The organism is Hymenobacter ginkgonis (assembly GCF_009755225.1).
Lineage (GTDB): Bacteria > Bacteroidota > Bacteroidia > Cytophagales > Hymenobacteraceae > Hymenobacter > Hymenobacter ginkgonis.
Window position 1 is genome coordinate 419656 of record NZ_WQKZ01000003.1, and the last position, 23324, is coordinate 442979.

Consider the following 23324-nt stretch of genomic DNA (forward strand, 5'->3'; position numbering starts at 1 on the left):
CGTTTTACTGCTTCGTTGAAACCGCTTCGCCTCGCCCTGCTCGGGCTCCTGATTTTTCTTGTGCCGGTGCTGCTGCTGGGCCGCCACGGCTACGTGCTCATCCACGACAACCTCGATACCGAAATCAGCCTCGTGTATTTGCTCACCAAGCTGCACCTGGCCTTTGCCTACGGCGCCGAGGTGGTGCTGCCCCAGGTGATGAACGGCATTCCGCGCAACGCCCTGCGCCCCGGCCTGAGCGTAACGGTGCTGCTTTTTAGCGTAGTGCACGACCCGCTGGCCGCCTACTTGGTGCACCAGGTGCTGGTGCGGGGGGTAGGGCTGCTGGCCATGTACTGGCTGCTGCGCCGCTACGGCCTAGCTCGCCCCGAGCAGCGCGGGCTGGCGGCGGCCGTGGCGCTGGCCTGGGCCACGCTGCCGCTTTACAGCATCTACGGCCTCACGGTGCTGGGGCAGCCGGCGCTGCTGCGCGCCGCCCTAAACCTACGCCGCGGCCCCGGCCGCTGGCACGACTGGCTAGTGTGCGCGGCGTTTCCGCTGTGGTCGATTTTTGTGTACGTGGGGCCGTTTATCGCCGTGGTATGGGGCAGTTTGCTGGCCTTCGACCTAGTGCAGGGGGGTAGGGCCGCGGTGGGCCGCACCGTGCGTGGCGCGGCGGGCCTAGCGCTGCTGCTGGCCTTGTACGTGGTAGTAGAATGGCCGTTGTTTTACTCGCTGCTGGTGGCCAAGCAGTTTGTATCGCACCGCGAAGAGTTTGATTTTGTGCGCCTCTTGCCGCACGGGGTGGGGGTAGGGCTAAAGGAAGCGCTCCGGTTTTTCTGGCTGGGGCAATACCACGCTAGCCCATTTTTTAGAGGGGTAGTGCTACTGGCGGTGGCCTTGGTGCTGCGGCAACTGGCCCCAGCGCGCCGGCAGCTGCTGCGCCGCCGGGTGGGGCTGGTGCTGGCGGGGCTGGCGGGGGTATCGCTCTTTTGTGGGTTTGCGCCGCAGTTGGCTATGCTCTACCAAAAGCAGTTGCCGCTGCTGCACGCCTTCACCCTCAACCGCTTCCACTTCCTGATGTCGCTGACTTGGTTTATGGTATTAGTACTGGCCCTGCGCGAGCTGCCGGCCACGCCAGGCGCCTGGCGGCTGGCCTATGCGCTGGTGGGGCTGCAATTTGTGGTGGCGCTGCCGCTCAACGCGGAGTACGTGGCCAACCTGCGCATCTTGGCCGGAGTGCCGAAAGCCAATGCGCCCAGCTACGCGGCGTTTACCGCGCCCGGGCTGTTTGGCCAAGTGAAGGCGGCCATTTACCAGCGCACGGGCCAACTGCCGCCCGCCTACCGCGTGGCGAGCCTGGGGCTGCCGCCCGCCGTGGCGCAGCTCAACGATTTTTATACCCTCGACAGCAATCAGAATAGCTACCCGCTGCCCTACAAACACGCCTTTCGCCCGCTCATTGCCGGCGAACTGGCCAAAAGCCCAGCCCTGGCCACCTACTTCGATGCCTGGGGCAACCGCTGCTACCTGATGTCGGCCGAGCTGGGGCGCAACTACCTCATTGGCCAGCAGCCACCGCGCACGGTGCAGCACTTTGCCTTCGATGCGGCCGCGTTTCGGCGGCTGGGCGGACGCTACGTGCTCTCGGCGGTGCAGCTGGCGCACCCCGAAGAAAGCGGCTTGCAGCTACTTAGTGTATTCAGCGACTCGCAGGCCTACTGGCAGCTGCACCTCTACGAAGCAGTGGCACCTAAGTAAGCCCCGGCTACTGCCGCGTATTTTCCTTAACTTGAGGTACTAAACCACCCACCAGCGACCAGCCCGGTGGGGTAGGGGCCCCGCGCACCGCTATCTGCGGCGAAACACCCGGCATACCTGCCAAAAATGCCCGCAGCTCCTCGTGGCTAGGGCTTGCGCCTTGCCGCCTACCCTGCCCTAAACCGCGCCCGCTGGCGTAGATTTGACCTTTCTGCTTGCCCGCGCATGGCCTCCAATAACTATAAAAATCCAGCGAGTGGCCCGGCTGCCACCAATCGGCCGGCCCCGCCCGAACCCAGTCCTGCCCGGCCACCCGTGCGGGGCAATACACCGCGCTCGGCCGCCCCGGCGGCGGGGGCAGCGGCTCCCGCCCGCCCCGCAGCGGCCGCGCCCACCCGGGCCAAGGCTGCGGCCGCACCGGCCCGGCCGGCCGGCCCCCGCCCACCACGCGGCCCATTGCCCGGGGTGGCGCAGCTTGTAGCCATTCTCAAAGACCGCCGCTTTCATTTGCTGCTGGGGTTTGGGCTGCTGCTGGGCTCGCTCTACCTCACCATTGCCTTCACATCGTTCCTGCTCAGCGGGCGCGCCGACCAAAGCGTAGTGGCCGCCCTGGGCACCCTGCCCGTGAAGGAAGCCGGGCAAGAGTCGGGTAACTGGCTGGGCCTGCTCGGGGCCTGGCTGGCCGAAAAGCTCATTTACCGGGGCTTTGGCCTGTCGGCCTACGCGCTCATTCCGATTATCTTCTTTCTGGGGTATAAAATCGTGTTTCGGCGGGCCGCCGGCTCGGTGAGCTATGTGCTGGCGCTGGCGCTGTTTACTATGCTCTGGACCAGTGTGTTGCTTGGCTACGTGGTGGTGCAGCTGGCCCAGCCCGGTACCGACCCCGCCCAGGCCCATCGCCTCGACTGGCTAAGCGGCAGTGCCGGCTACGAGCTAGCGCTGTGGCTGAGCTCGCTCATCGGGTGGGGCACGGTATTGCTGCTGGCTTTTGGCCTGATAATGTTCGTGGTGTTCTTCTTCAACGTCACCAGCCTCAACCTAGGCCTGGGCGAAAGCGACGAAGATGAGGCGGAGGAAGAAACCCTTGCTGCCGCCCCGGTGGCGGTGGCTGCCCCACGCCCTGCTAAGCCTACCCCCCCTCGCGCCGCTGAGCCCGAGCCCGAAGCGGAGCCGGAGCCTGCCCGCGAGCCCGAGTTTGAACCCGCGCCCCGCGCCAGCACCCTTAAGGCGCCGGTGCCGCTCACTACCAGCCTAGAAGTGACGCAGCCGGCCGAGCCCGAGCCCGAAGTAGAAATCGAGCCAGCGCCCTTTTTGGGTGGTGCAGTGGCAAGCCTGCCGGTGGCTACGGCCGTTACGGCTGCCGCAGCGGTGCCGCTAGCGGTAGTAGCGGCGGTGCCGGCCGGGCCTACTTTCTCGTTCGAGCTGCCCGAAACGGAGCCCGAAGTAGTGGCGCCAGTGGCGGCCAGCATCCCTACCCCCCTCTCGCTGGCCGACCTAGCCGATGGCCCGTTGGTGCTGCCTACCAAGCTCGAAATTGCGCCTATCAAGCCTTTGGAAATTACGGTGCCTAATCGCGACGACCTCGACCCTAGCGCTGGGGCCGACATCGCGGCCGTGGCCGATGAGGACGAGGACGCCGACGTGATGCCCGACGTCAACTACGATCCGACGCTGGATTTGTCGCGCTACCAGTTCCCGACGCTGGAGCTCCTCAATGACTACGGCGTGGCGAAAGCGCAAGTAACCAAGGAGGAACTCGAAGCCAACAAGGACCGCATTGTGGAGACGCTGGGGCACTACAACATCGCCATTGCCAGCATCAAGGCCACCATCGGGCCCACGGTTACGCTCTATGAGATTGTGCCCGAAGCAGGCATTCGCATCTCCAAAATCAAGAGCCTGGAAGATGACATCGCCTTGAGCCTCGCGGCATTAGGTATTCGCATCATCGCGCCCATTCCGGGCAAAGGCACCATTGGTATCGAGGTGCCAAATACGAAGAAGGAAATGGTGAGCATCCGCTCGGTACTGGGGTCGGAAAAGTTTGCCCGCTCCGAAATGGACTTGCCCGTTGCCTTCGGCCGCACCATTACCAACGAAGTATTTGTAGCCGACCTGGCCAAAATGCCGCACTTGCTGATGGCCGGTGCCACCGGCCAGGGCAAGTCGGTGGGCCTGAACGTGATACTGGCCTCGCTGCTCTACAAGCGCCACCCAGCCCAGCTCAAGTTTGTGCTTGTGGACCCTAAAAAGGTAGAACTCAGCATCTTCAACAAGATTGAGCGCCACTTCCTGGCCAAATTGCCCGACACGGAGGAGGCCATCATCACCGACACTAAAAAGGTGGTGAACACCCTTAACTCGCTGTGCATGGAGATGGACCGGCGCTACGACTTGCTGAAGGAAGCCGGGTGCCGCAACCTCAAGGAGTACAACCTCAAGTTCGTGGAGCGGCGGCTAAACCCCAAGAAGGGCCACCGCTTCCTACCCTTCATTGTGCTGGTAATCGACGAGTTGGCCGACTTGATGATGACGGCCGGCAAGGAAGTGGAAACGCCCATTGCGCGCCTCGCGCAGCTGGCCCGCGCCATTGGTATTCACCTTATTGTGGCTACTCAGCGCCCCTCGGTGAACGTGATAACGGGTATCATTAAGGCCAACTTTCCGTGCCGGATTTCCTTTAAAGTGACCAGCAAAATTGACTCGCGCACCATTTTGGACACGGGCGGCGCCGACCAGCTTATTGGCCAGGGCGACATGCTGTTCTCGGCCGGCTCGGATCTGATTCGGGTACAGTGCGCCTTCATCGACACGCCCGAGGTAGACCGCCTCTGCGACTACATCGGCGAGCAGCAGGGCTACCCCGACGCCTACTTGCTGCCCGAAGTAGCGGGTGCCGAAGGCGACGTGAGCAGCGAAGACTTTGACGAAGGCGAGCGCGATTCGATGTTTGAGGAGGCAGCACGCTGCATTGTGCTGCACCAGCAGGGCTCTACCTCCCTCATTCAGCGCAAGCTCAAGCTCGGCTACAACCGCGCCGGCCGCCTCGTCGACCAGCTAGAGCGGGCGGGGGTAGTAGGCCCCTTCGAAGGCAGCAAAGCCCGCGCCGTGCTCATCCCCGATGAGTACCAGCTTGAGCAACTGCTCGCCACGCTGCCAAAGTAACCTGCTAGGTAAAGCCAGCACAAACTGGCCCCACGCCACCGCCTGCCGAGGATGCTGCCCAATAGCATCTTCGGCAGGCGGAACTGTAATACCCCTCATCTACCCCTTAGCAACTGCTAGCTATACACCCTTTCCCTTACCTAGTAACAGGGTAAGAATACTGTCCATCTTCGGGATAGTTAAGAGGAATTCAAAAGTCCTTACCCATATAAGGGTTTTAACAGTATGCAGCGTAAGCTGAGTATTCTTATACCCCTTCTCGTGGGACCGCGGTGATTGTGCTAAATACTGATGGTATAAATACCTAAATTTATTCTGGCAAGTTATCAGCCACGGTTTATGTTGCTTTAGCGTATAATGTATCAAGGTCTTATCTTGGAGAAACTGTTGATGTTGTGCCCTGAGCAAATACCTAGGAATGTCAAAGGGAATTACATTGTGGCGCTCATCTAATTTAACGTAGTTATTTGCTAAGACTACGTTAAGTGCGTCTTGGTCTACCCAAATTATTTTCTCCGGAAAATCGCGAATAAACTGAAGCGCTTTCTCGGTGATGCGTTGTCTTCTCCACTCTGGAATATTGAGTAGCATGACACCGGAATTGAAATAGGTTCCTATCTCGTAAATGCCTAAGTCTGGGCGATTCTTAGTAGCCCTTACCTCTGCAACGGCGCCCACCGGATAGCCATGCAGCGGGGTGTCGTATAAGGCTGCCAGACTACCTACTACCACGATATCAGTGTCTAAATACAGGAGCTTCTCCACCGAATCAGGCACTAGGGCGGGAAAGAACAAGCGGTAATAAGCAGCTTCGGTAAAGTAAAGGTGCTTGGGAAGAACAAGCCCGGCTACTGCCTCGGGGTTTAGGACATAAAAGGAGATTGCAGCACCATGCTGCTTAACAAACCTTTGTATCTCTTCCCTATCCTGCGTGCTTACGCCGCTGGCAATAGCGTGAATATGAAAATTAACTCCGCTGTTATTCGCAAAGATTGAAGTTAATAATACATAAAAGGGGGTTAGGTAATTATGGTCGAACGCTGCAGCTAAATGCTTGGTAGTGGAATCCGTATGATGCATAGCTGCTGCGCTTATAAAGGAGTGGGAAACCAGTTTTACATTTTAAATATAGGAAATCATTCTTAGTTGATATGAAGTTTTAATGAAAAAATAACTAAATGAGATAAGGTTGGATTGGTTAATAGTGGAGTTTTTTTATTGTTTAGTAATAGCCCTTCCAGTATTGGTAAATGATTCTAAGAATAGGTAAGGTTTATTGTGCAGCTTAAATACAAGCGATAAGCTGGCATAAAAAAGAATAGTAAATCTGGGGTTGCCCGACAAACTAAAAAAGCCACTAGGCTCAGCTCGATGCGGGCTACCTCTAGTTGCACGGGCCGAGGTAGTGGGCAATTGAAGCCTGTACCTGGCCCAGACGCCATGACTTTGGCCGACCTTTTGCATAGACTTTTGCGTATCAAGTCCACCCGGCCCCAACCAGCCGGGTTTTCTACACCCCCATGACCAAGCATTTTTCTCTGTTGGCGCTGGCCGCCACGTTGGCCCTACCCGCCGCTGCCCAGCAAGACCCTAAAGCCGGCAAAATCCTCGACGCGGTAAGCGCTAAATACACGGCACTCAAGTCGTTTCAAGCAAGCTTTACGCAAACGCTGGAAAACCCCGCTGCCAAGCTTAAGCAAAATATCACCGGCGATGTGACGGTAAGCGGCCAGAAATACCACCTCAAAGCCAGTGGCCAAGAAGTCATCAACGATGGCAAAACCACTTGGACCTACCTCAAAAACGAGAACGAGGTAAACATCTCCGAGTCTGACCCGACTAACCAGGACATGTCGCCAGCCCAGATGTATACAATGTATAAAAAGGGCTATAAGTATACCTATGTGAAGTCGCTGAAGGACGCGGGGGTAGCCTCCGACCTTATCGAATTGTCGCCGGAAGACCGGAAGAATGACGTTTTCAAAGTGCAGATTGTGGTGGGCACGGCCGATAAAGCCATCCACAGTGTGAAAACTTTCAAGAAAAACGGAACGCGTACCACCTTCACGCTCAAGAACTTCAAAGCCAACGTGCCCGTAACGGCTACTTCGTTTGCTTTCGATAAAGCCCAGCACCCCGGTGTGAAGGTGGTAGACCTGCGGTAAAAAAACCAGCACGTATTCGAAAAGTAGAATGCAAAAGAATGTCAGGTTGCGCTAGCGGCTGCTTTGGTAAGCAGCCGCTAGCGCAACCTGACATTCTTTTTATCCTGGCGTATTCACTTTTACATTTGTTGCCATGCGTGAAGATTTTCTCCACTACGTCTGGCAGCATCAGTACTTCGACAAAGCTGACCTACGAACCACGGGTGGCGAAGAAATTCAGGTGTTGCGCCCCGGCCAGCGCAACGCGGATGCGGGCCCTGATTTTCTGAATGCCCGGCTGCGCCTAGGCGAAGTAGAGTGGAACGGGGCCGTAGAAATTCACCTGCGCGCCTCCGACTGGCAGCGGCACCAGCACCAAGTCGATGCTAAATATGACCAGGTGGTACTGCACGTGGTGTACCAGCACGACGCCGAGGTGCACCGCACCAACGGCAGCCTAATTGCGGCCCTACCCCTGGCGGCGCGCCTGGCCCCCGACCTGCTGGGCCGCTACGAGGCGCTGATGCAAGCGCCGCCCGCGGCCGCCCTACCCTGCGCTCCGCTGCTGAGCCAGGTGCCGCAGCTAGTGCGCATCCTGATGACCGAGCGGGTGCTGCTGGAGCGCGTAGAGTACAAAGCTGATGCCTTGGCCGAGCTGCATCGCCACCTCGGCCAAGACTGGGAAGCTACTGCTTACAATGCCTTGGCCGCGGCGTTTGGCTTTCAAAAAAACAGCGAGCCATTGGCGCGCCTCGCCAAGGCCGTGCCGCTATCTGTGGTGCGCCGCCACCGCCACGACCAGCGCCAACTCGAGGCGCTGCTATTTGGCCAAGCGGGTATGCTGGTGGAAAATGAGGAAACGACCGCCGACGACTACCTCCGCGACCGGCGGCAGGAGCACGAGTTTTTGCAGCACAAGTACGGGCTGGGCGCTGCTGCCCTGGCCGCCCACGAGTGGAATTATCTACGGCTTCGACCTGCCAACTTTCCGGCGGTGCGGCTGGGGCAGTTGGTGGGGCTACTGCACCGCCGCCCGTCGCTGTTCAATGCCCTGCTAACGGCCCAAAACGTGGCGGCCCTCACCGAATTCTTTGCCGGCGCGACTGCCCCCGACTACTGGCGCACGCACTTTCGGCCCGGCCGGCTCGGCAAGGTGCCAGCTTTGGGCAAAAGCAGTATTGACTTGCTCATTACCAACGTAGTAGTGCCGCTGCGCGTGGCCTATGCTCGCCACGTGGGCGAGCCGGCGCTGGTCGAGAGCAGTGTGGCCTTGCTTGGCGAACTACCCGCTGAGCACAACCAATACACCGACGTTTATCAAGACCTGGGATTTGAGCACCGCACGGCGGCCGATTCGCAAGGATTGCTGGCTCTGCACAAAGGCTACTGCGCGCCCCGGCGCTGCCTGCACTGCGCCATTGGGGCGCGGCTGGTGGGGGGCAACAAGGGGGGTAGGCCATGAGGCTGATAGTTGCCTTGCTGCTGAATATGTTGCTGGCGCTGGGGCTGGTGTGGTGGCTCCGGCGCGAGCACCGCCGGGCGGCACCAAGCCTGCGGCGCTGGCTATTGCCCGCGCTGGGCTGGCGGCTGCTGCTCACGGCAATTGTGGGCAGCCGGCCGAGCCCCGACGCCAACTTTATGGTCTTCTGGAGCAAAGGCTTAGCGGTGGACGCCTGGGCCCATCCGGCTAGCGCCTGGGTGCTCTGGCAAGGCCAGCAAATACGGTCTGGCAGTGGGCAGGTGCTCTCCAAGTACGACCTGTCGAATACCTTGTTTTTTATCAAAATCCTAGGTATTCTCAACTTTGCCTCGTTAGGAATTGTCTTTCTTAATGCGCTATACCTGAGTCTATTTTGTTTTATAGGCTGCTGGCTGCTGGCGCGCACCTGGGCCCAGGTATTTCCGGCTACACCGCCAGCCGCCGCCGTAGTAGCCCTGCTGCTGTGGCCCTCTGTGGTGTGGTGGACGGCTGGCCTCGGCAAGGAAACCATGCTCGTTGGCTGCGAAACGGCCCTCGTAGCCTTGGTGCTGCGCCTGCTCTATTGCCCGCCCGCTGCTACCGGCGCCAAAACCTGGTTAAACCGGCTGGCATACCTACTCCTGAGCCTGCTGTTAGCTTGGCTGGCCTACCGCATGCGCTTCTTCTTTGCCTTGCCCTTGCTGGGTGTGCTGGCAGTCTTGGCGGGGCTGCGCGGGGCTACGCAGCGTGGGTGGCTCGGCGCGACTAGTAGTCGCCGGCAAATTATCGCCTTGCTCTTGGTAGCAGGGGTAGGCAGCGGGCTAGTAATACGCTTGTTTCCCAACGAAACCAAGTTTTATAAAGAGCAACTATACGAGCAGTATACTTTCGGCAGCGCGGCTTCGGTTGGGCGGCCCCACCTCGACTACCCGGGCCTGGCTCCCACGGGGCCCAGCCTGCTGGCGCACGCGCCGCTGGCGGTAGCGCAGGTGCTCACGCGGCCCTGGGTCGGCGAGTCGCGCTCGCTGTTCTACATCGGGGTAGGGCTCGAAAACCTGGGGCTGCTAGGGCTGCTAGGGCTGGCGGTGGTGGCCGTGGTGCGGGGCCGGCCGGGCCACCTGCCGGTGGTGCTGGTGCTGCTGCTGATGGCTTATTTTCTGCTTACTGCGTCTTTTATTGGCCTCAGCACGCCCAATTTGGGCACTATGCATCGCTACCGCGCGGCGTTGTTGCCGTGGCTATTGCTGCTGCTGCTGCAAAACAATTACGCCCACTGGTTAATGAAGAAGCTAGCGGAAAGGAAAAGAGGTTTTTGAAAGGCTACGTCTTGCGCTCTTAATTCCAAATTCCTCATTCTTCCCCGTCGTACCTTTGCTTGCTTATGGAAAACCCTGTTATTATTCTCGGCGCTCAGGCTGTGGGCACGGCCGCCCTGGATGCCTTTTTATCCAACGATGTGGTGGTCTACTGCATCCTCGACGACGACCCCAAACTGCACAGCACCGAACTGCTCGACGTGCCCGTGATGGGCAACACCGACGATGGCGAGCTGCTGAAGCTGCTCGGCAAGAAGTGCGAAGTTTTTGTAGCTACCGAAGACGCCGCCAGCCGCCGCAGCCTCACCAAAATGCTGCATGATGAGTACCAAGTGGTACCCGTCAACTGCATTCACCAGCGCGCCAGTGTGTCGACGCACGCTGAGTTGGGCCACGGCAACTACGTGGGCCCCAACGCGGTGGTAGCCGCCACGGCCAAGCTCGGCGAAGGTATTTTAATAGGCCCCAACACCGTTATTGAAGGCCGGGCCACGGTGGGCGACTATGCCCAAGTGGGCAGCGGCGCGCAGGTGGGGGTAGGGGCTAGTGTGGGCGCAGGGGCTTTCGTTGGGGCCGGTGCGGTACTCGTAGCCGGTGTGAAAGTGGGCGACAAAGCCCGCGTGGGCGCTGGCTCGGTAGTTGTAGCCGACGTGCCCGCTGGCCAAACCGTTTTTGGCAACCCGGCGGTAAAAGTGTAATTTTTAATGATTGGTGGTTAATATTTAAGAGGTAATGTTGTTCAGCACAGGTAACTGTCCCTTACTTATTAACCACCGATAATTAACCATTAATCATGTATCAAGTCCTTCTTTACTACTGCTATACCCCGCTGGCCAGCCCCGAGCAGTTTCGCGAGGAGCACCACCGGCTGTGCCTCGACTTGGATTTGCGCGGCCGCATTATCGTGGCCGCCGAGGGGCTGAACGGCACTGTGTCGGGCACGCGCGAAAACTGCGCTGCCTACATGGCCGCCGTGCAGGCCGACCCGCGCTTTGCTGCCCTCGAATTCAAGGTGGATGAGGTGCCGGCGCACACCTTTCAGAAGCTGCACGTGCGCGTGAAGTCAGAAATCGTGCACAGCAGCCTGCACCACGTACGGCCGCACGAAAAAACCGGTCAGCACCTAAGCCCGCTAGAATTTAAGGCTTTGAAAGACCGCGACGATGTGGTGGTAGTCGATGTGCGCTCCGATTATGAGTACAACCTCGGCCGCTTCAAAAACGCCGTGACGCTGGACATCGAGAATTTTCGCGACTTCCCCGAGCGTGTCGAGCGCTTGCGCGAATTTCAGGATAAGAAAATTCTGACTTACTGCACCGGCGGTGTCAAGTGCGAAAAAGCCACTGCTTTTCTGCTAGAGCAGGGTTTCGAAAATGTGTACCAGCTGCACGGCGGCATTATTAAGTACGGGATAGAGGCCGGCGGCGAAGACTTTGATGGCCAATGCTATGTGTTTGATAACCGCGTAGCCGTGGACGTAAACAGCGTGAACCCGACGGTGATTTCGCGCTGCCACCATTGCCAGCAGCCTTCCGCGCGGCTCATCAACTGCGCCAATCCGCACTGCAACGCGCACCTACCCCTGTGCGAAAGCTGCGGCAGCCTGCTCGAAGGCGCCTGCTCCGAGGCCTGTGCCGAGCACCCCGACAAGCGCCCCTACGATGGCACCGGCACTTACCCCAAGCTCAGCAACCACTATACCCCTGCGCAGGGCCTGGCTTCGTACCGGGCGTGAGGGAAGCTTTCGCTTGCCGGTTGTTCAGGGCTTAAGCCATTTTTTCGTCTGCCATTTTTCTGGTGAGCCACTGCTTGCCACCCCGCTATGATTCCCGAATCCGAACTCATCCTCAATGCCGACGGCAGCATTTACCACCTCCATTTGCTGCCCGACCACATCTCGGATACCATCCTCACCGTGGGCGACCCGGCGCGGGTGGCCCAGGTAAGCCGGCACTTCGACTCGATAGAATTTGAGGGTACGCACCGCGAGTTTGTGACGCACGTGGGCTATTACCGGGGTAAGCGCCTGACCGTGCTAAGCACTGGTATGGGCACCGATAACATTGATATTGTGCTGAATGAGCTCGATGCGCTGGTAAACATCGACTTCTTGTCGCGCACTGTGCGGCCCGTGGCCGAGCGCCTCAGCCTGCGTATTATTCGGCTGGGCACCAGCGGCAGCCTCCAGGCCGATGTGCCGGTAGGCTCGCTGCTGGCCACCCAGCACGCCGTGGGCCTCGACTCGCTGATGCAGTTTTATCCGCTCATGGAAACTGGCTTGGAAACGCAGGTAGCCCAGGATTTGCAGCAGACGCTGGGCCTGCCATTTGCCCCCTACGTAGTGCGCGGCTCCGACATCCTGCGCGAGCAATTGGCCAGCGACCTACTCATCGGAAATACTGTTACCTGCCCCGGTTTTTACGGTCCGCAGGGCCGCGTACTGCGCCTCGACCTGCGCCAGCCCGACTACATGCAGCGCCTGCAAAGCTTCCGGCACCAAAGCCCCGAGGGTGATTTTCGCCTCAGTAATTTCGAGATGGAAACCGCTGGCTACTACGCCTTGGGCCAGCTGCTGGGCCACGAGGTGCTGAGCCTCAATGCCATTGTGGCTAATCGTGCCACGGGCGAGTTTGCCAAAGACGCTGGCGACATCGTTGACCGCCTGATTGCCCGCACGCTAGCCCTCCTCTAAGACTGCGAATTAACGAGGGATTTTAGCGGCTTTCCCGCATGTTGTAGGCGGCGCGAAGGTTCGACCATCAGCAACAGCAAGGGCTACCCATTTGGGTAGCCCTTGCTGTTACGGCTTGCTAGATTAACGCTACGTAGCGCCGCCTACAGCATGCGGGAAAGCCGCTAAAATCCTCGCTAATCCGTGGTCTAGTAGAAGTCGAACCCTAGCACGGCGCGCAGGGGTAGCATAATGCCCGATTTGAGGGTGAGATACTCTTGGTGGGAGCCCCAAACGGCGGTTTGCACGCGGAGGATTTTGCCTTCCGCGTTTTGAAAAAAGATATCTAGCTTGCCGTGGTAAGCGTTGCCGAGGCGGCAGGCGCGTTCGGCATCGTTGCGGCGGCGGTCGCGGGCGGGTTGGTCGTGGGCCAGCACGTCGTCGTGGGCAAACTGCAAGGTAGGAATCGCTTCCTTTTCAATGGTTTCGATAGGCTGGTCGGTTACTGGCGTGTACATTAGCGAGTGGGCAGAAGGTTAGAGAAGAGGCAGGAATAGGCGCTGTGCAAGTAGCAGCAGCGTGAATAATACCAATTTCGGGCCAGTGCGGTTTACAGTTCGGCAGCTAAAAATTCCATTGTATCGATGCCGTCGGCATAGTCGCTCACATCGGGGCTTTGGGCGCGGCCAAAGGGGAAAGAGCCGGGGTAGCGCCCACCCGCCGACACTAGGCACTGCGTTTGGGCCGCCACGTCGGTAAGCTGGTCGAGCAGGTCGATTTCTTGCTGGTATGTGCTGTAGTGCAGTACCGAAATGGGCGATACCAGCGCCGTTTGCTCGGTCAGAAGCAGGAAGCCCGAATCGAAGTGCGGCACGGCATTCACCAGCAAAATACTCTTGTTGTAGTCGTAATTGTTCTGGTATTTGTGGTGGTTGAGCACGTGCTGCCAGGGCTGCAAGGCGTCGAGCAGGGGCACAAAATTGTAGCCTTCGGGCACGTAGAGCTTGCTCACGTTGCGGCAGCCCAGGCCGTAATATTGGAAGATGTCGGCGCCAAAGCTGGCCAACTCCTCGGGCGTTTCGCGGCCCGTAAGAATGGCCAGGCTCGTGCGGTTGCGCCGGATGAGGTGGGGCCGGCTTTTGAAATAAAATTCGAAGTAGCGGGCCGTATTATCCGAGCCGGTGGCAATGAAGGCGTCGGCCGCATTGAGGCGCTCCACAAACTGAAGGCGCTCAGCAAAAGCGGGCTCAATGTCAGTCAGCTCCTTAGCAATCCAGAGCATGAGCACGGTATCGTCCTTGCTGGGTTTGGCCAGCAGCGTGTGGCCGCTGAGCAGCACGCACAGCATATCGTGGAAGCCCACGAGCGGAATGTTGCCGGCCATCACTACCCCTACCTGGCGGGGGGTAGGAGGCTCGGCGGGGTAGCGCCCGGCCCAGCGGCTGAGCTGCGGCTCGGCCAGCAGATGGGCAATGCCCGTGATGGCCGAACGCACGTTGGGCAGGTCGAACCATGCGTTGCGGTTGCGGGCGCGGGCAGCTAGGTCTTCGAGCTCGGTTTCGGTGAGCGCAGCGAGGCGGCGGCCCAGGGCCGCGAAGGCGGCAAGGCGGGAAGCGTGGTGGAGCATAGGGGGGTAGGAGTGGGAGAGAGCCGGAATGAGCCGTACTTTTGAGGGTTCAAACCAGCCTGGTCCAGCGTTTTTACGTACAGCCGGGCAGCTTGACTAGCAAAATTACTCATTAGCAAAGGAGACGACGGCAATGGCCATCATGATAACCGACGAGTGCATCAACTGTGGTGCCTGCGAACCAGAATGCCCCAACACGGCCATTTACGAAGGCGGCGCGCAATGGCGCTGGGCCGATGGCACCAAGCTGAAGGAAGTGGAAACGCTTGACGGTAAGCATATTGGTGGTACTGACCCTCAAAAGCCAGTGTCGAACGAGTATTACTACATCGTAACTGATAAGTGCACCGAGTGCGTAGGCTTCCACGAGGAGCCACAGTGCGCCGCCGTGTGCCCCGTCGATTGCTGCGTGGATGACCCCGACCATCGCGAAACCCGCGAACGCCTGACCCAGAAGCAGCAGTGGCTACACAAAACGGCCGCGTAATCCAGTAAAGCGGACTTTTTAAGTCTGTGTTTTACTGAACACTAATAATAGAACGTCATGCCGAGTTTGCCGAGGCATGACGTTCTATTTTATTAATTCTTAAAATAGCTGCCGCCTTACCCCCTGCTCGGCCGCTAACATCGCCAGAAACGCTTCCCGCGACACCTCTTCGGCGCCCAGCGCTGCCATGTGTGGTGTAAGCTGCTGAATGTCAAAAAAAGTGCTTCCTCGTGCTTGCAAACGCTCAGCCAGCGCCAGTACCGCTAGTTTCGAGGCGTTGGGCCGGTGGTGAAACATGCTTTCGCCCGCAAATACGCCCCGCACGGCCACGCCGTAGAGGCCGCCCACTAGCTCGTCGCCTTCCCAAACTTCCACGCTGTGGGCGTGGCCGGCGGCGTGCAGCGCCTCGTAGCCGCGCACCAGCTGCGGCGTTATCCAGGTGCCATCCTGGCCGGGGCGCGGCTGAGTTTGGCACGCCCGCATTACCTGCCCAAAAGCCTCGTCGAAGCTGATGCGCCACGGCGACTGCCGCTGTGCCCGCGCCAAGCTGCGGCCCACGTGCAGGCTAGCCAGCCGCAAAATGCCGCGCCGCGGCGGGCAAAACCAGGCCAGCGGCCACCCCGGTACCGGCCACGGAAAAATGCCCTGCGCATACGCCGCCAGCAGGTTTTCGACGGTGGGCTGGCCGCCGAGCAGCAGTAGGCCGTCGAGGTCGTCGCGCGCGGCGGTGGGGGTAGGGAAGATGAGGGGCATTAATTACTTGCGCGCAACGTGTGATGTACCCAGCTAAGCTAGTTAACAGCACATGGTTTGCGAGTTCCTCCGCCAAACTAGTTGGTACTAGTGGTTTTTCTGCACCAATGCCTGGATATAGTCCGTCAGTGAAATGGTGCCTCGCTCGGGTGATGCGGGTTGTGGGGCATGGCTATCGAGCGTTATAGCTGTCATAGTTGCCATTGACTCAGCCGCTTTCTCCGAGAAACCTGCCTTTTGCAACGCCTGTGGCCACTGGGCGCGCGGAGTGGCTACTGCTTCTACGGGCCGCTGTAGGGCTGTCGCAAATGCGGCGGCCACTTCGGCCGATGAGTAGTGCGCTGGGCCCTCGACATAGTGTAGCCCTGTGCGTTCGACGGGCTCTGTCAATAGGCGAGCTGCCACGTGCCCCAGGTCCTGGGGTGCCACCATCGGCAGCTTAAAGTCTACGGGGTACAACGTGTGGACTTTGCCTTCCTGTAGGGCGGTTTGCAAGGCGGAGTCCCAATTACTCATGTAATAAGCCGCCCGAATAACACTGGCAGGGATAGGCTGCGCAGCCAGCTTTTGCTCTAGTTCATAAAGCACCCCAAGGTCGCCTATCCGGTCGCCCGGTTGTGCCCCATAAGTAGATTCGGCAACAACTTTTTCTAGGCCCTACCCATCCAGTGCCGCCACGATGGCGGCCACACGGCGGCGTTCTTCCACTGCCGTATCGGTAGTCGGCGCAGCCGGTGGGTTGAGCAGAAACAGCCGACGGCCTTGCCGAAACACGCGGCGCAATGCTTCGGTATCATCTACATCGGCTACGGCCACTTGCGCCCCGTGCTGGCGCCAATCGGCCGTTTTTGCCGGGTCGTGCACGACTACTGTGACGGGCTCGCCCCAGTCGAGCAAGGTTTGGGCAACGGCTGAACCAACGTGCCCGGTAGCACCTAAAATGATATGCATGAGCAGAAAAACATGGATTCGACAAGCTATTTACGAATCAGCTATCATCCTGTTTTACCCTCAAAATCGCATCAGTAGTAGATAAAAACCCAATACTATCGCCAACCCCGCCCGCCGTACTTTTGCTACTTAGTAGCAGACCCCCGACCACATGTCCCTCGCCAAAACTTATTCGCCCGCCGACGTTGAAGCCAAATGGTACCAGCGCTGGCAAGAGCAGGGCTTTTTCCAAGCCAAACCCAACCCCCGTAAGCAGCCCTATACGGTAGTCATTCCGCCGCCCAACGTGACGGGCGTGCTGCACATGGGCCACATGCTCAACAATACGATTCAGGACGTGCTCGTGCGCCGCGCCCGGATGCAGGGCAAAGAAGCCTGCTGGGTGCCCGGCACCGACCACGCCAGCATCGCCACCGAGGCCAAAGTGGTGGCTATGCTCAAGGAGCAGGGCATCAATAAGCACGACCTGAGCCGCGAAGACTTCCTAACCCATGCCTGGGCCTGGAAGGAGAAGTACGGTGGCATCATCCTGGAGCAGCTGAAGCAGCTCGGCGCGTCGTGCGACTGGAGCCGCACGCGCTTCACAATGGAGCCCAAGCTAACCGAGGCTGTGCTGCGCGTGTTTGTGGACTTGTACCGCAAAGGCCTGATTTACCGCGGCGTGCGTATGGTAAACTGGGACCCGCTGGGCGGCACCGCCATCTCCGATGAAGAAGTAATTCCGAAGGATACCCAGGCCAAGATGTACCACCTCAAGTACGAAGTGGTGGGTCAGCCCGGCCGCTTCCTCACGGTAGCTACCTCGCGCCCCGAAACCGTGATGGCCGACGTGGCCGTGGCGGTGAACCCCACCGACCCGCGCTACCAGGACCTGGCCGGGCAGCGCGTGCGCATCCCGCTCCTAGGTCGCGAAATCCCGGTTATTCAGGATGAATATGTGACGGTAGATTTCGGCACGGGCGCGCTGAAAGTGACGCCCGCCCACGACCTCAACGACTATGAGCTGGGTTTGAAACACAACCTGCCGGTTATTGATATTCTGAACGATAACGGTACGCTGAACGAGAAAGCGGAGCTGTACGTGGGCCAGGACCGATTTGCGGCCCGCCGCAACATTGTGAAGGATTTGCAGGAAGCCGGCCTGCTCGATAAAATCGAGGAGTACGCCAGCATCGTGCAGACCTCGGAGCGCACCGGGGCTGTGATTGAGCCCAAACTGAGCTTGCAGTGGTTCCTGAAAATGGAGCACCTCGCTAAGCCCGCGCTCGAAGTGGTGGAAAACGACACCATCAAGCTGCACCCGCCCAAGTTCAAGAACATGTACCGGGTGTGGATGGAGAACGTGCGCGACTGGTGCATTTCGCGCCAGCTGTGGTGGGGCCAGCGCATTCCGGCCTACTACCTGCCCGATGGCTCGTTTGTAGTGGCCCAGAATGAGGCCGAAGCCGTGGAGCTGGCCCGCGCCCAAAGCGGCAACAACGACTTGCAAGCCAGTGACCTGCGCCAGGACGAGGACGTGCTCGATACCTGGTTTTCGTCGTGGCTGTGGCCCATCTCGGTGTTCGATGGCTTCGACGACCCCGACAACGCCGACATCAACTATTTCTACCCGACTAACGACCTCGTTACGGCCCCCGAAATTCTATTTTTCTGGGTAGCCCGCATGATTATGGCCGGCCTGGAATACCGGAAGGAAGTGCCGTTTAAAAACGTGTACCTGACGGGTATCGTGCGCGATGCGCAGGGTAGGAAGATGAGCAAGCAGCTCGGCAACTCGCCCGACCCGCTCGACCTCATCCGCGACTTTGGCGCAGATGCGGTGCGGACGGGGATGCTGTTTTCGTCGCCCGCCGGCAACGACTTGTTCTATGACCAGAAGCTGATTGACCAGGGCCGCAACTTCAACAACAAGCTCTGGAACGCCTTCCGCCTCGTGAAAGGCTGGGAGGTGGATAATACCTTGCCCTTCGCTAACGCGCAGGCCGTTAGTTGGTTTGAAGCCAAGCTGGCCGAAACAGTGGCGGTGCTCGACGAGCACTTCGACAAGTTTCGGATGAGCGACGCGCTGCTGACGGTGTATAAATTGGTGTGGGACGATTTCTGCTCGTACTACCTCGAAATGGTGAAGCCAGTTTACCAGCATCCCATTGATGCGGAGACGCTGCGCGCTACCGTGGGCTTCCTCGAAACGCTGCTCAAACTGCTACACCCGTTCATGCCCTTCATCACCGAAGAGCTGTGGCACGAACTGGCCGAACGTGGCCCTAAAGACTACGTGTGCGTGGCGCATTGGCCCAAGGTGGCTACCCCCGCCGACGGCGCGGAGGTGCTAGCTGGCATGGACAAGGCCCTCGCCATCGTGGCTGGCGTGCGTAACGTGCGCAACCAGAAGAACCTCGGCCCCACCAAGCAGCTGGAGCTGGCTGTGAAGGCCGATGACCAGGCAGCTATCCTCGCTTACGCGCCCCTCGTGCGCAAGCTGGCTAACCTCAGCGACTTGTCGTTTGTGGAGGAGGCGCCGGCTAGCGCCGTGAGCTTCGTGCAGGGGGGTAGCGAATTTTTCGTGCCGCTGGCTATGCAGGTAGATGCGGCCACTGAGCGCGCCCGCGTCGAAAAGGAGTTGGAGTACGCCATCGGTTTCCGCGACTCGGTGAATAAAAAGCTGAGCAACGAGAAGTTTGTAGCCAACGCCAAGCCCGACGTGCTGGAGCGCGAGCGCCAGAAGCTGGCCGATGCCGAATCAAAAATTGCCGCGCTAGAGCAGGCCCTGAAAGCGCTGTAGCGGCCATAATACCATGTAACCCACTCGAACGCTGGGCCCGTCCGATAGCTATCGGCCGGGTCCAGCGTTCTTCGCTTTTAGGCATTAAGGGCTTGTGCGCCAACGCTTGCTAAGCAAAAAGCAGGGTAGGGGCCGCGAACCTTACTTAGAGGAGTCGCCATTTTAGCCGTTTATTTGGGAGTGCAAGCATTTTTTTGTTCTTATGAAAACACTATCTACTTTCTGGCTTAGCTGTTTGGGCGCCCTTAGTGCCCTGGCTGCTCAGGCCCAATCGCAGTCCATGGCTTCTACTACTATGCCTACCCCCCCTACGGCCGCCATCAAGCCCAAGCAGCTTGTTTCGCCCCACGGCACGCGTACCGACAACTACTATTGGCTCAATGAGCGCGAAAACCCTCAGGTGCTCGACTACCTGAAGCAGGAAAATGCGTACTTCGACGAGAAGATGGCACCCGTTAAAGGATTGGAAGAGAAGCTTTTCAACGAGATGAAAGGCCGCATTAAGGAGCAAGATGAGTCAGTGCCGTTTCGCGACAATGGCTACTACTACTACACCCGCTACGAGTTGGGCGGCGAGTACCCGCTCTACTGCCGCAAAGCCGGCAACCTGCAAGCGCCTGAGGAAATTATGCTCAATGGCAACCAAATGGGCCAGGGCAAATCATACTTTGCCGTGGGCGGCTACGAGGTCAGCGACAACAACGAGGTGCTGGCTTTTGGCACCGACACAGTGAGCCGCCGCCTCTATACACTGCGCTTTAAAAACCTGAAAACCGGCCAGGCCTACCCCGAAAAAATCGCCAATACGGCCGGTTCGGCGGTGTGGGCGGCCGATAATAAAACGGTTTTCTACGCCAAAAAAGACGTAACGACGCTCCTGCCCTACCAAGTGTATCGCCACACGCTGGGCACCGACCCGGCCCAGGACGTGCTGGTGTATGAGGAAAAGGATAACACATTTGGCGTCAACATCGAGCGCAGCAAGTCGCGCCGCTACGTGGGCATCACGCTGCACAGTTCGCTCTCGTCAGAGTATCGCTACCTCGATGCCAGCAAGCCGACCGGGCAGTTTAAGGTGTTTTTGCCCCGCGAGGCCGACCACCTGTATGAGGTGCAGGATGCCAATGGGCAGTTCTACATCCGCACCAACTGGGAGGCGCCAAACTTCCGCATCATGGCTTCGCCGGTTACCAATACCGGCAAGGGCCAGTGGGAAGACGTGGTGCCGCAGCGCGACGACGTGTTCATCGAGCAGATGGAATTATTCAAGGACTACCTCGTGCTGAATGAGCGCGAAGAAGGCCTACGCCAGCTGCGCGTCATCAATTTTAAGGACGAAGTGGGCCACACCGTCGATTTCCGCGAGCTGGCCTATACCACTTTTATCGGCGCCAACCCCGAGTTCGATACTCCGCTGCTGCGCTTCACCTATACCTCGTTTACTACTCCCTCTACCACCTACGACTACAACATGGCCACCCACAAGCTGGCCTTGCTGAAGGAGCAACCGGTGCTAGGGGGCTTCAACAAAGTCGATTACGTGACGGAGCGCACGTTTGTGAAGGCCCGCGATGGCAAGCTGATTCCAGTGGCTATTGTCTACAAAAAGGGCTTTAAGAAAGACGGCACCGCGCCCGTGCTGCAATACGCCTACGGCTCGTACGGCCTCTCGATGGACCCCACGTTTTCGGCGGCGCGCCTGAGCTTGCTCAACCGCGGCTTTGCCTACGTGCTCTGCGGCATCCGGGGCGGGCAGGAGTTGGGCCGGCAATGGTTTGAGGATGGTCGCATGCTGCATAAAGTCAATTCCTTCAACGACTTTATTGACTGCTCGCAATACCTCATCAAAGAGAAGTACACCACGCCCGCCAAGCTATTTGCCCTGGGTGGCAGCGCCGGCGGCCTGCTCATGGGCGCCGTCGTGAACATGCGCCCCGACCTCTACAAGGGCGTTATCGCGGCCGTGCCTTTTGTGGATGTGGTCACGACCATGTCGGACGCCAGTATTCCGCTCACCACCGGCGAATACGACCAGTGGGGCAACCCCGCCGAGAAGAAGTACTACGACTACATGCTCTCGTACTCGCCCTACGACAACGTGAAAGCTCAGAAATACCCCAACATGCTGGTGCTCACCGGTCTGCACGATTCGCAGGTGCAGTACTTCGAGCCCGCCAAGTGGGTAGCTAAGCTGCGCGCCACCAAAACCGACAACCACCTGCTGCTGATGCACACCGATATGGAAGCCGGCCACGGCGGCGCCTCGGGCCGCTTCAAGGCGCTGCACGACGTGGCACGGCAGTACGCTTTCCTATTTCTGCTGCTAGGGCAGAAGTCGGCAATGTAGGCGGGGGTAGGCCGCTGAATTAGTGCTTGGCAGAAGGCGCGGTGGCTGACTTAGCCTCCGCGCTTTTTTCGTCGGCGCTCAACTGGTTTTGGAGCTGAAACGTCACCTGCTGGCAGTCGGCAAAATGCTGCTCGGCTACGCGTAGCGCCGCTTCGGTGGCCGTGAGGCGCTGGTAGAGGAAGATGATGAGGCCAATGGAAATGACCAGCGCCCCAATGAAGGCAATATTTTTCATAATAAATTGGTAACAAAAAATTTAGCCGCACCAAAACAGAACGTCATGCTGAGCAAAGCGCAGCATGACGTTCTGTTTTGGTTGTTGTTAAGCGGTTCCGTAGAGAGCTAAACCGTCGTGTTTGGGTCAAACTGTTCCAGGTAATCAGCCACTTTGCGCACAAACATGCCGCCGAGCGAGCCATCAACCACACGGTGGTCGTAGCTGTGGCTCAAGAACATAAACTGCCGAATACCGATGAGGTCGCCCTGTGGCGTTTCAATCACGGCGGGCTTCTTCTTGATGGCACCCACGGCCATGATGGCCACCTGCGGCTGCATGATAATGGGCGTGCCCATGACGTTGCCAAACGAGCCCACGTTGCTGAGCGTGTAGGTGCCGCCGGCCAGGTCTTCGGGCTTGAGTTTGTTTTGGCGGGCACGGTTGGCCAAGTCGTTCATCTTCTTGCTCAAGCCGTTGAGGTTGAGCTGGTCGGCATTGTGAATGACCGGCACGATGAGGTTGCCCGAGGGCAGCGCGACCGCCACACCAATGTTGATTTCTTTTTTCTTGATGATGTAATCGCCATCTACCGACACGTTTATCAGCGGATAATCCTGGATGGCGCGCGCCACGGCCTGAATGAAAATCGGCGTGAAGGTGAGGTTTTCGCCCTCGCGCTTCTTGTAGGCATCCTTATGCTTGTTGCGCCAATTCACCAGCTCCGTCACGTCGGCTTCCACGAAGCTCGTCACGTGCGGCGAAATGCGCTTCGAATCCACCATGCGCTGGGCAATCATCTTGCGCATACGGTCCATCTCCACCAACTCTTGGCTGCCCGATACCGAAGGCATGGGCTTGGCGCTAGGGGCGGGGGTAGGCGCAGGAGCTGGGGCTGGCGCGCTGGCCGTCTGGCCGTTAGCATTGCCTGCAGGCTCGGTCCAAGCCGCTTTGGCAGCCTGAGTGGCGCGGGCCGCCTTAAGGCTAAATGGAGCCGCAGTGCCAGCCGGCGCCGCGGCTGGCTGCCCAGCCGGCGCCGGCGCCGGCTGGGCAGTAGGGGCCAGCGGCTGCTTGCCAGCAGCTACATAGTCCAGAATATCTTTTTTGGTAACGCGGCCATCCTGGCCGGTGCCAGGTAGGCGCTCGAGGTCGGTCATGCCTACCCCTTCTTCGCGGGCAATGCTAAGCACCAAAGGCGAATAAAAGCGGCCGGCCAGCACCGGAAACTCGGCGGCTGTGGCCTGCTGCGCCGCCTGCGGGTCGTCGGGCGTGGGCAGATACGGCACTTCGGCGGGGGTAGGGCTGGTGGGGGCGTCGCGCTCGGCCACCGCGGGCTGGGCGCTAGCTTCTTCCAGCTCGTCGGTATTGGGTGGGGTAGGGGCCGCAGCGGCATCCGTTTCGACGATGGCGATGGGCGCACCCACGGCCACCACCTGGCCTTCCTGCACTAGGATTTCGGCCAGCGTGCCGGCGTAAAGGGCTGGTACTTCGGTATCTACCTTATCGGTGGCTACTTCCAGCACCGACTCGTCTTGCTCAATGGCATCACCAACTTGTTTGAGCCATTTCAGCACGGTGCCTTCCATGATGGATTCGCCCATCTTGGGCATCGTCATTTCCACTCGGGCCATAAAGGGGCAGGGGGTCTTAAAAAAAGGAGGGGGTGGG

The 23324-nt window shown here is 59.1% G+C and carries 17 protein-coding genes and 1 pseudogene; 11 read left to right on the forward strand and 7 right to left on the reverse strand.

Translation table 11 applies throughout. From position 1 onward, the window contains the following. The first annotated feature begins 15 nt into the window (after nt 1-15). Together GO988_RS13240 and GO988_RS13245 are read left to right on the forward strand one after the other, a co-directional pair. Complete coding sequence (locus GO988_RS13240; protein ID WP_157566167.1) at nt 16-1740, forward strand: DUF6044 family protein; 1725 nt, start codon at nt 16-18, stop codon at nt 1738-1740. A 225-nt stretch (nt 1741-1965) separates the two neighbouring features. Further along, nucleotides 1966-4905 (forward strand): FtsK/SpoIIIE family DNA translocase, encoded by a 2940-nt coding sequence (locus tag GO988_RS13245; protein ID WP_157566168.1) that lies wholly within the window; start codon nt 1966-1968, stop codon nt 4903-4905. 120 nt (nt 4906-5025) lie between these two features. Here the strand turns inward: GO988_RS13245 and GO988_RS13250 are convergent, their stop codons facing one another. Further along, nucleotides 5026-5985 carry a glycosyltransferase family 8 protein gene (locus GO988_RS13250; protein ID WP_157566170.1) on the reverse strand — a complete coding sequence of 320 codons (960 nt, stop codon included), beginning with the start codon at nt 5983-5985 and terminating at the stop codon, nt 5026-5028. A gap of 440 nt (nt 5986-6425) precedes the next feature. Here GO988_RS13250 and GO988_RS13255 point away from each other — a divergent pair, with 440 nt between their 5' ends. The 6 genes from GO988_RS13255 to GO988_RS13280 all read left to right on the forward strand — a co-directional run bounded on the left by GO988_RS13255 (nt 6426) and on the right by GO988_RS13280 (nt 12516). Continuing rightward, a complete protein-coding gene (locus GO988_RS13255) occupies nt 6426-7070 on the forward strand; it encodes a LolA family protein (protein ID WP_157566172.1) in 645 nt (214 codons plus the stop codon). A gap of 133 nt (nt 7071-7203) precedes the next feature. After that, a complete protein-coding gene (locus tag GO988_RS13260) occupies nt 7204-8511 on the forward strand; it encodes a DUF2851 family protein (protein ID WP_157566174.1) in 1308 nt (435 codons plus the stop codon). Beyond that, nucleotides 8508-9824 (forward strand): hypothetical protein, encoded by a 1317-nt coding sequence (locus tag GO988_RS13265; protein WP_157566176.1) that lies wholly within the window; start codon nt 8508-8510, stop codon nt 9822-9824. The genes GO988_RS13260 and GO988_RS13265 overlap by 4 nt, the downstream gene beginning before the upstream one ends. A gap of 65 nt (nt 9825-9889) precedes the next feature. Continuing rightward, entirely contained in the window at nt 9890-10522 is a 633-nt protein-coding gene (locus tag GO988_RS13270) for an LbetaH domain-containing protein (RefSeq protein WP_157566178.1), read from the forward strand. Nucleotides 10523-10617: 95 nt separating this feature from the next. After that, on the forward strand, nt 10618-11559 hold the full coding sequence (trhO, locus tag GO988_RS13275) for an oxygen-dependent tRNA uridine(34) hydroxylase TrhO (RefSeq protein ID WP_157566180.1): 942 nt from the start codon (nt 10618-10620) through the stop codon (nt 11557-11559). A gap of 87 nt (nt 11560-11646) precedes the next feature. Further along, complete coding sequence (locus GO988_RS13280) at nt 11647-12516, forward strand: nucleoside phosphorylase (protein ID WP_157566193.1); 870 nt, start codon at nt 11647-11649, stop codon at nt 12514-12516. Between the two features lie 188 nt (nt 12517-12704). Here GO988_RS13280 and GO988_RS13285 read toward each other — a convergent pair whose 3' ends face one another. Together GO988_RS13285 and GO988_RS13290 are read right to left on the reverse strand one after the other, a co-directional pair. Further along, nucleotides 12705-13013 (reverse strand): hypothetical protein, encoded by a 309-nt coding sequence (locus GO988_RS13285; protein ID WP_157566195.1) that lies wholly within the window; start codon nt 13011-13013, stop codon nt 12705-12707. 92 nt (nt 13014-13105) lie between these two features. Further along, complete coding sequence (locus tag GO988_RS13290) at nt 13106-14122, reverse strand: acyl-CoA reductase (protein WP_157566204.1); 1017 nt, start codon at nt 14120-14122, stop codon at nt 13106-13108. Nucleotides 14123-14255: 133 nt separating this feature from the next. Between GO988_RS13290 and GO988_RS13295 the strand changes: the two genes are divergently transcribed. After that, nucleotides 14256-14609, forward strand: a complete 354-nt coding sequence (locus GO988_RS13295) for a 4Fe-4S binding protein (protein WP_157566206.1) — start codon at nt 14256-14258, stop codon at nt 14607-14609. 99 nt (nt 14610-14708) lie between these two features. Here GO988_RS13295 and aat read toward each other — a convergent pair whose 3' ends face one another. Together aat and GO988_RS24210 are read right to left on the reverse strand one after the other, a co-directional pair. Then, nucleotides 14709-15362: a leucyl/phenylalanyl-tRNA--protein transferase gene (aat, locus tag GO988_RS13300; RefSeq protein ID WP_157566208.1), complete on the reverse strand. Its 654-nt coding sequence runs from the start codon at nt 15360-15362 to the stop codon at nt 14709-14711. Nucleotides 15363-15449: 87 nt separating this feature from the next. After that, nucleotides 15450-16313, reverse strand: a pseudogene (locus GO988_RS24210) (NmrA family NAD(P)-binding protein). A 151-nt stretch (nt 16314-16464) separates the two neighbouring features. Here GO988_RS24210 and GO988_RS13310 point away from each other — a divergent pair. Beyond that, entirely contained in the window at nt 16465-19095 is a 2631-nt protein-coding gene (locus tag GO988_RS13310; RefSeq protein WP_157566217.1) for a valine--tRNA ligase, read from the forward strand. A 280-nt stretch (nt 19096-19375) separates the two neighbouring features. Beyond that, a complete protein-coding gene (locus GO988_RS13315) occupies nt 19376-21442 on the forward strand; it encodes a S9 family peptidase (protein WP_232341512.1) in 2067 nt (688 codons plus the stop codon). A 19-nt stretch (nt 21443-21461) separates the two neighbouring features. Here GO988_RS13315 and GO988_RS13320 read toward each other — a convergent pair whose 3' ends face one another. Together GO988_RS13320 and GO988_RS13325 are read right to left on the reverse strand one after the other, a co-directional pair. Beyond that, nucleotides 21462-21677 (reverse strand): hypothetical protein, encoded by a 216-nt coding sequence (locus tag GO988_RS13320; RefSeq protein ID WP_157566221.1) that lies wholly within the window; start codon nt 21675-21677, stop codon nt 21462-21464. A gap of 107 nt (nt 21678-21784) precedes the next feature. Further along, nucleotides 21785-23287 carry a dihydrolipoamide acetyltransferase family protein gene (locus GO988_RS13325; RefSeq protein ID WP_157566223.1) on the reverse strand — a complete coding sequence of 501 codons (1503 nt, stop codon included), beginning with the start codon at nt 23285-23287 and terminating at the stop codon, nt 21785-21787. Nucleotides 23288-23324: the final 37 nt, after the last annotated feature.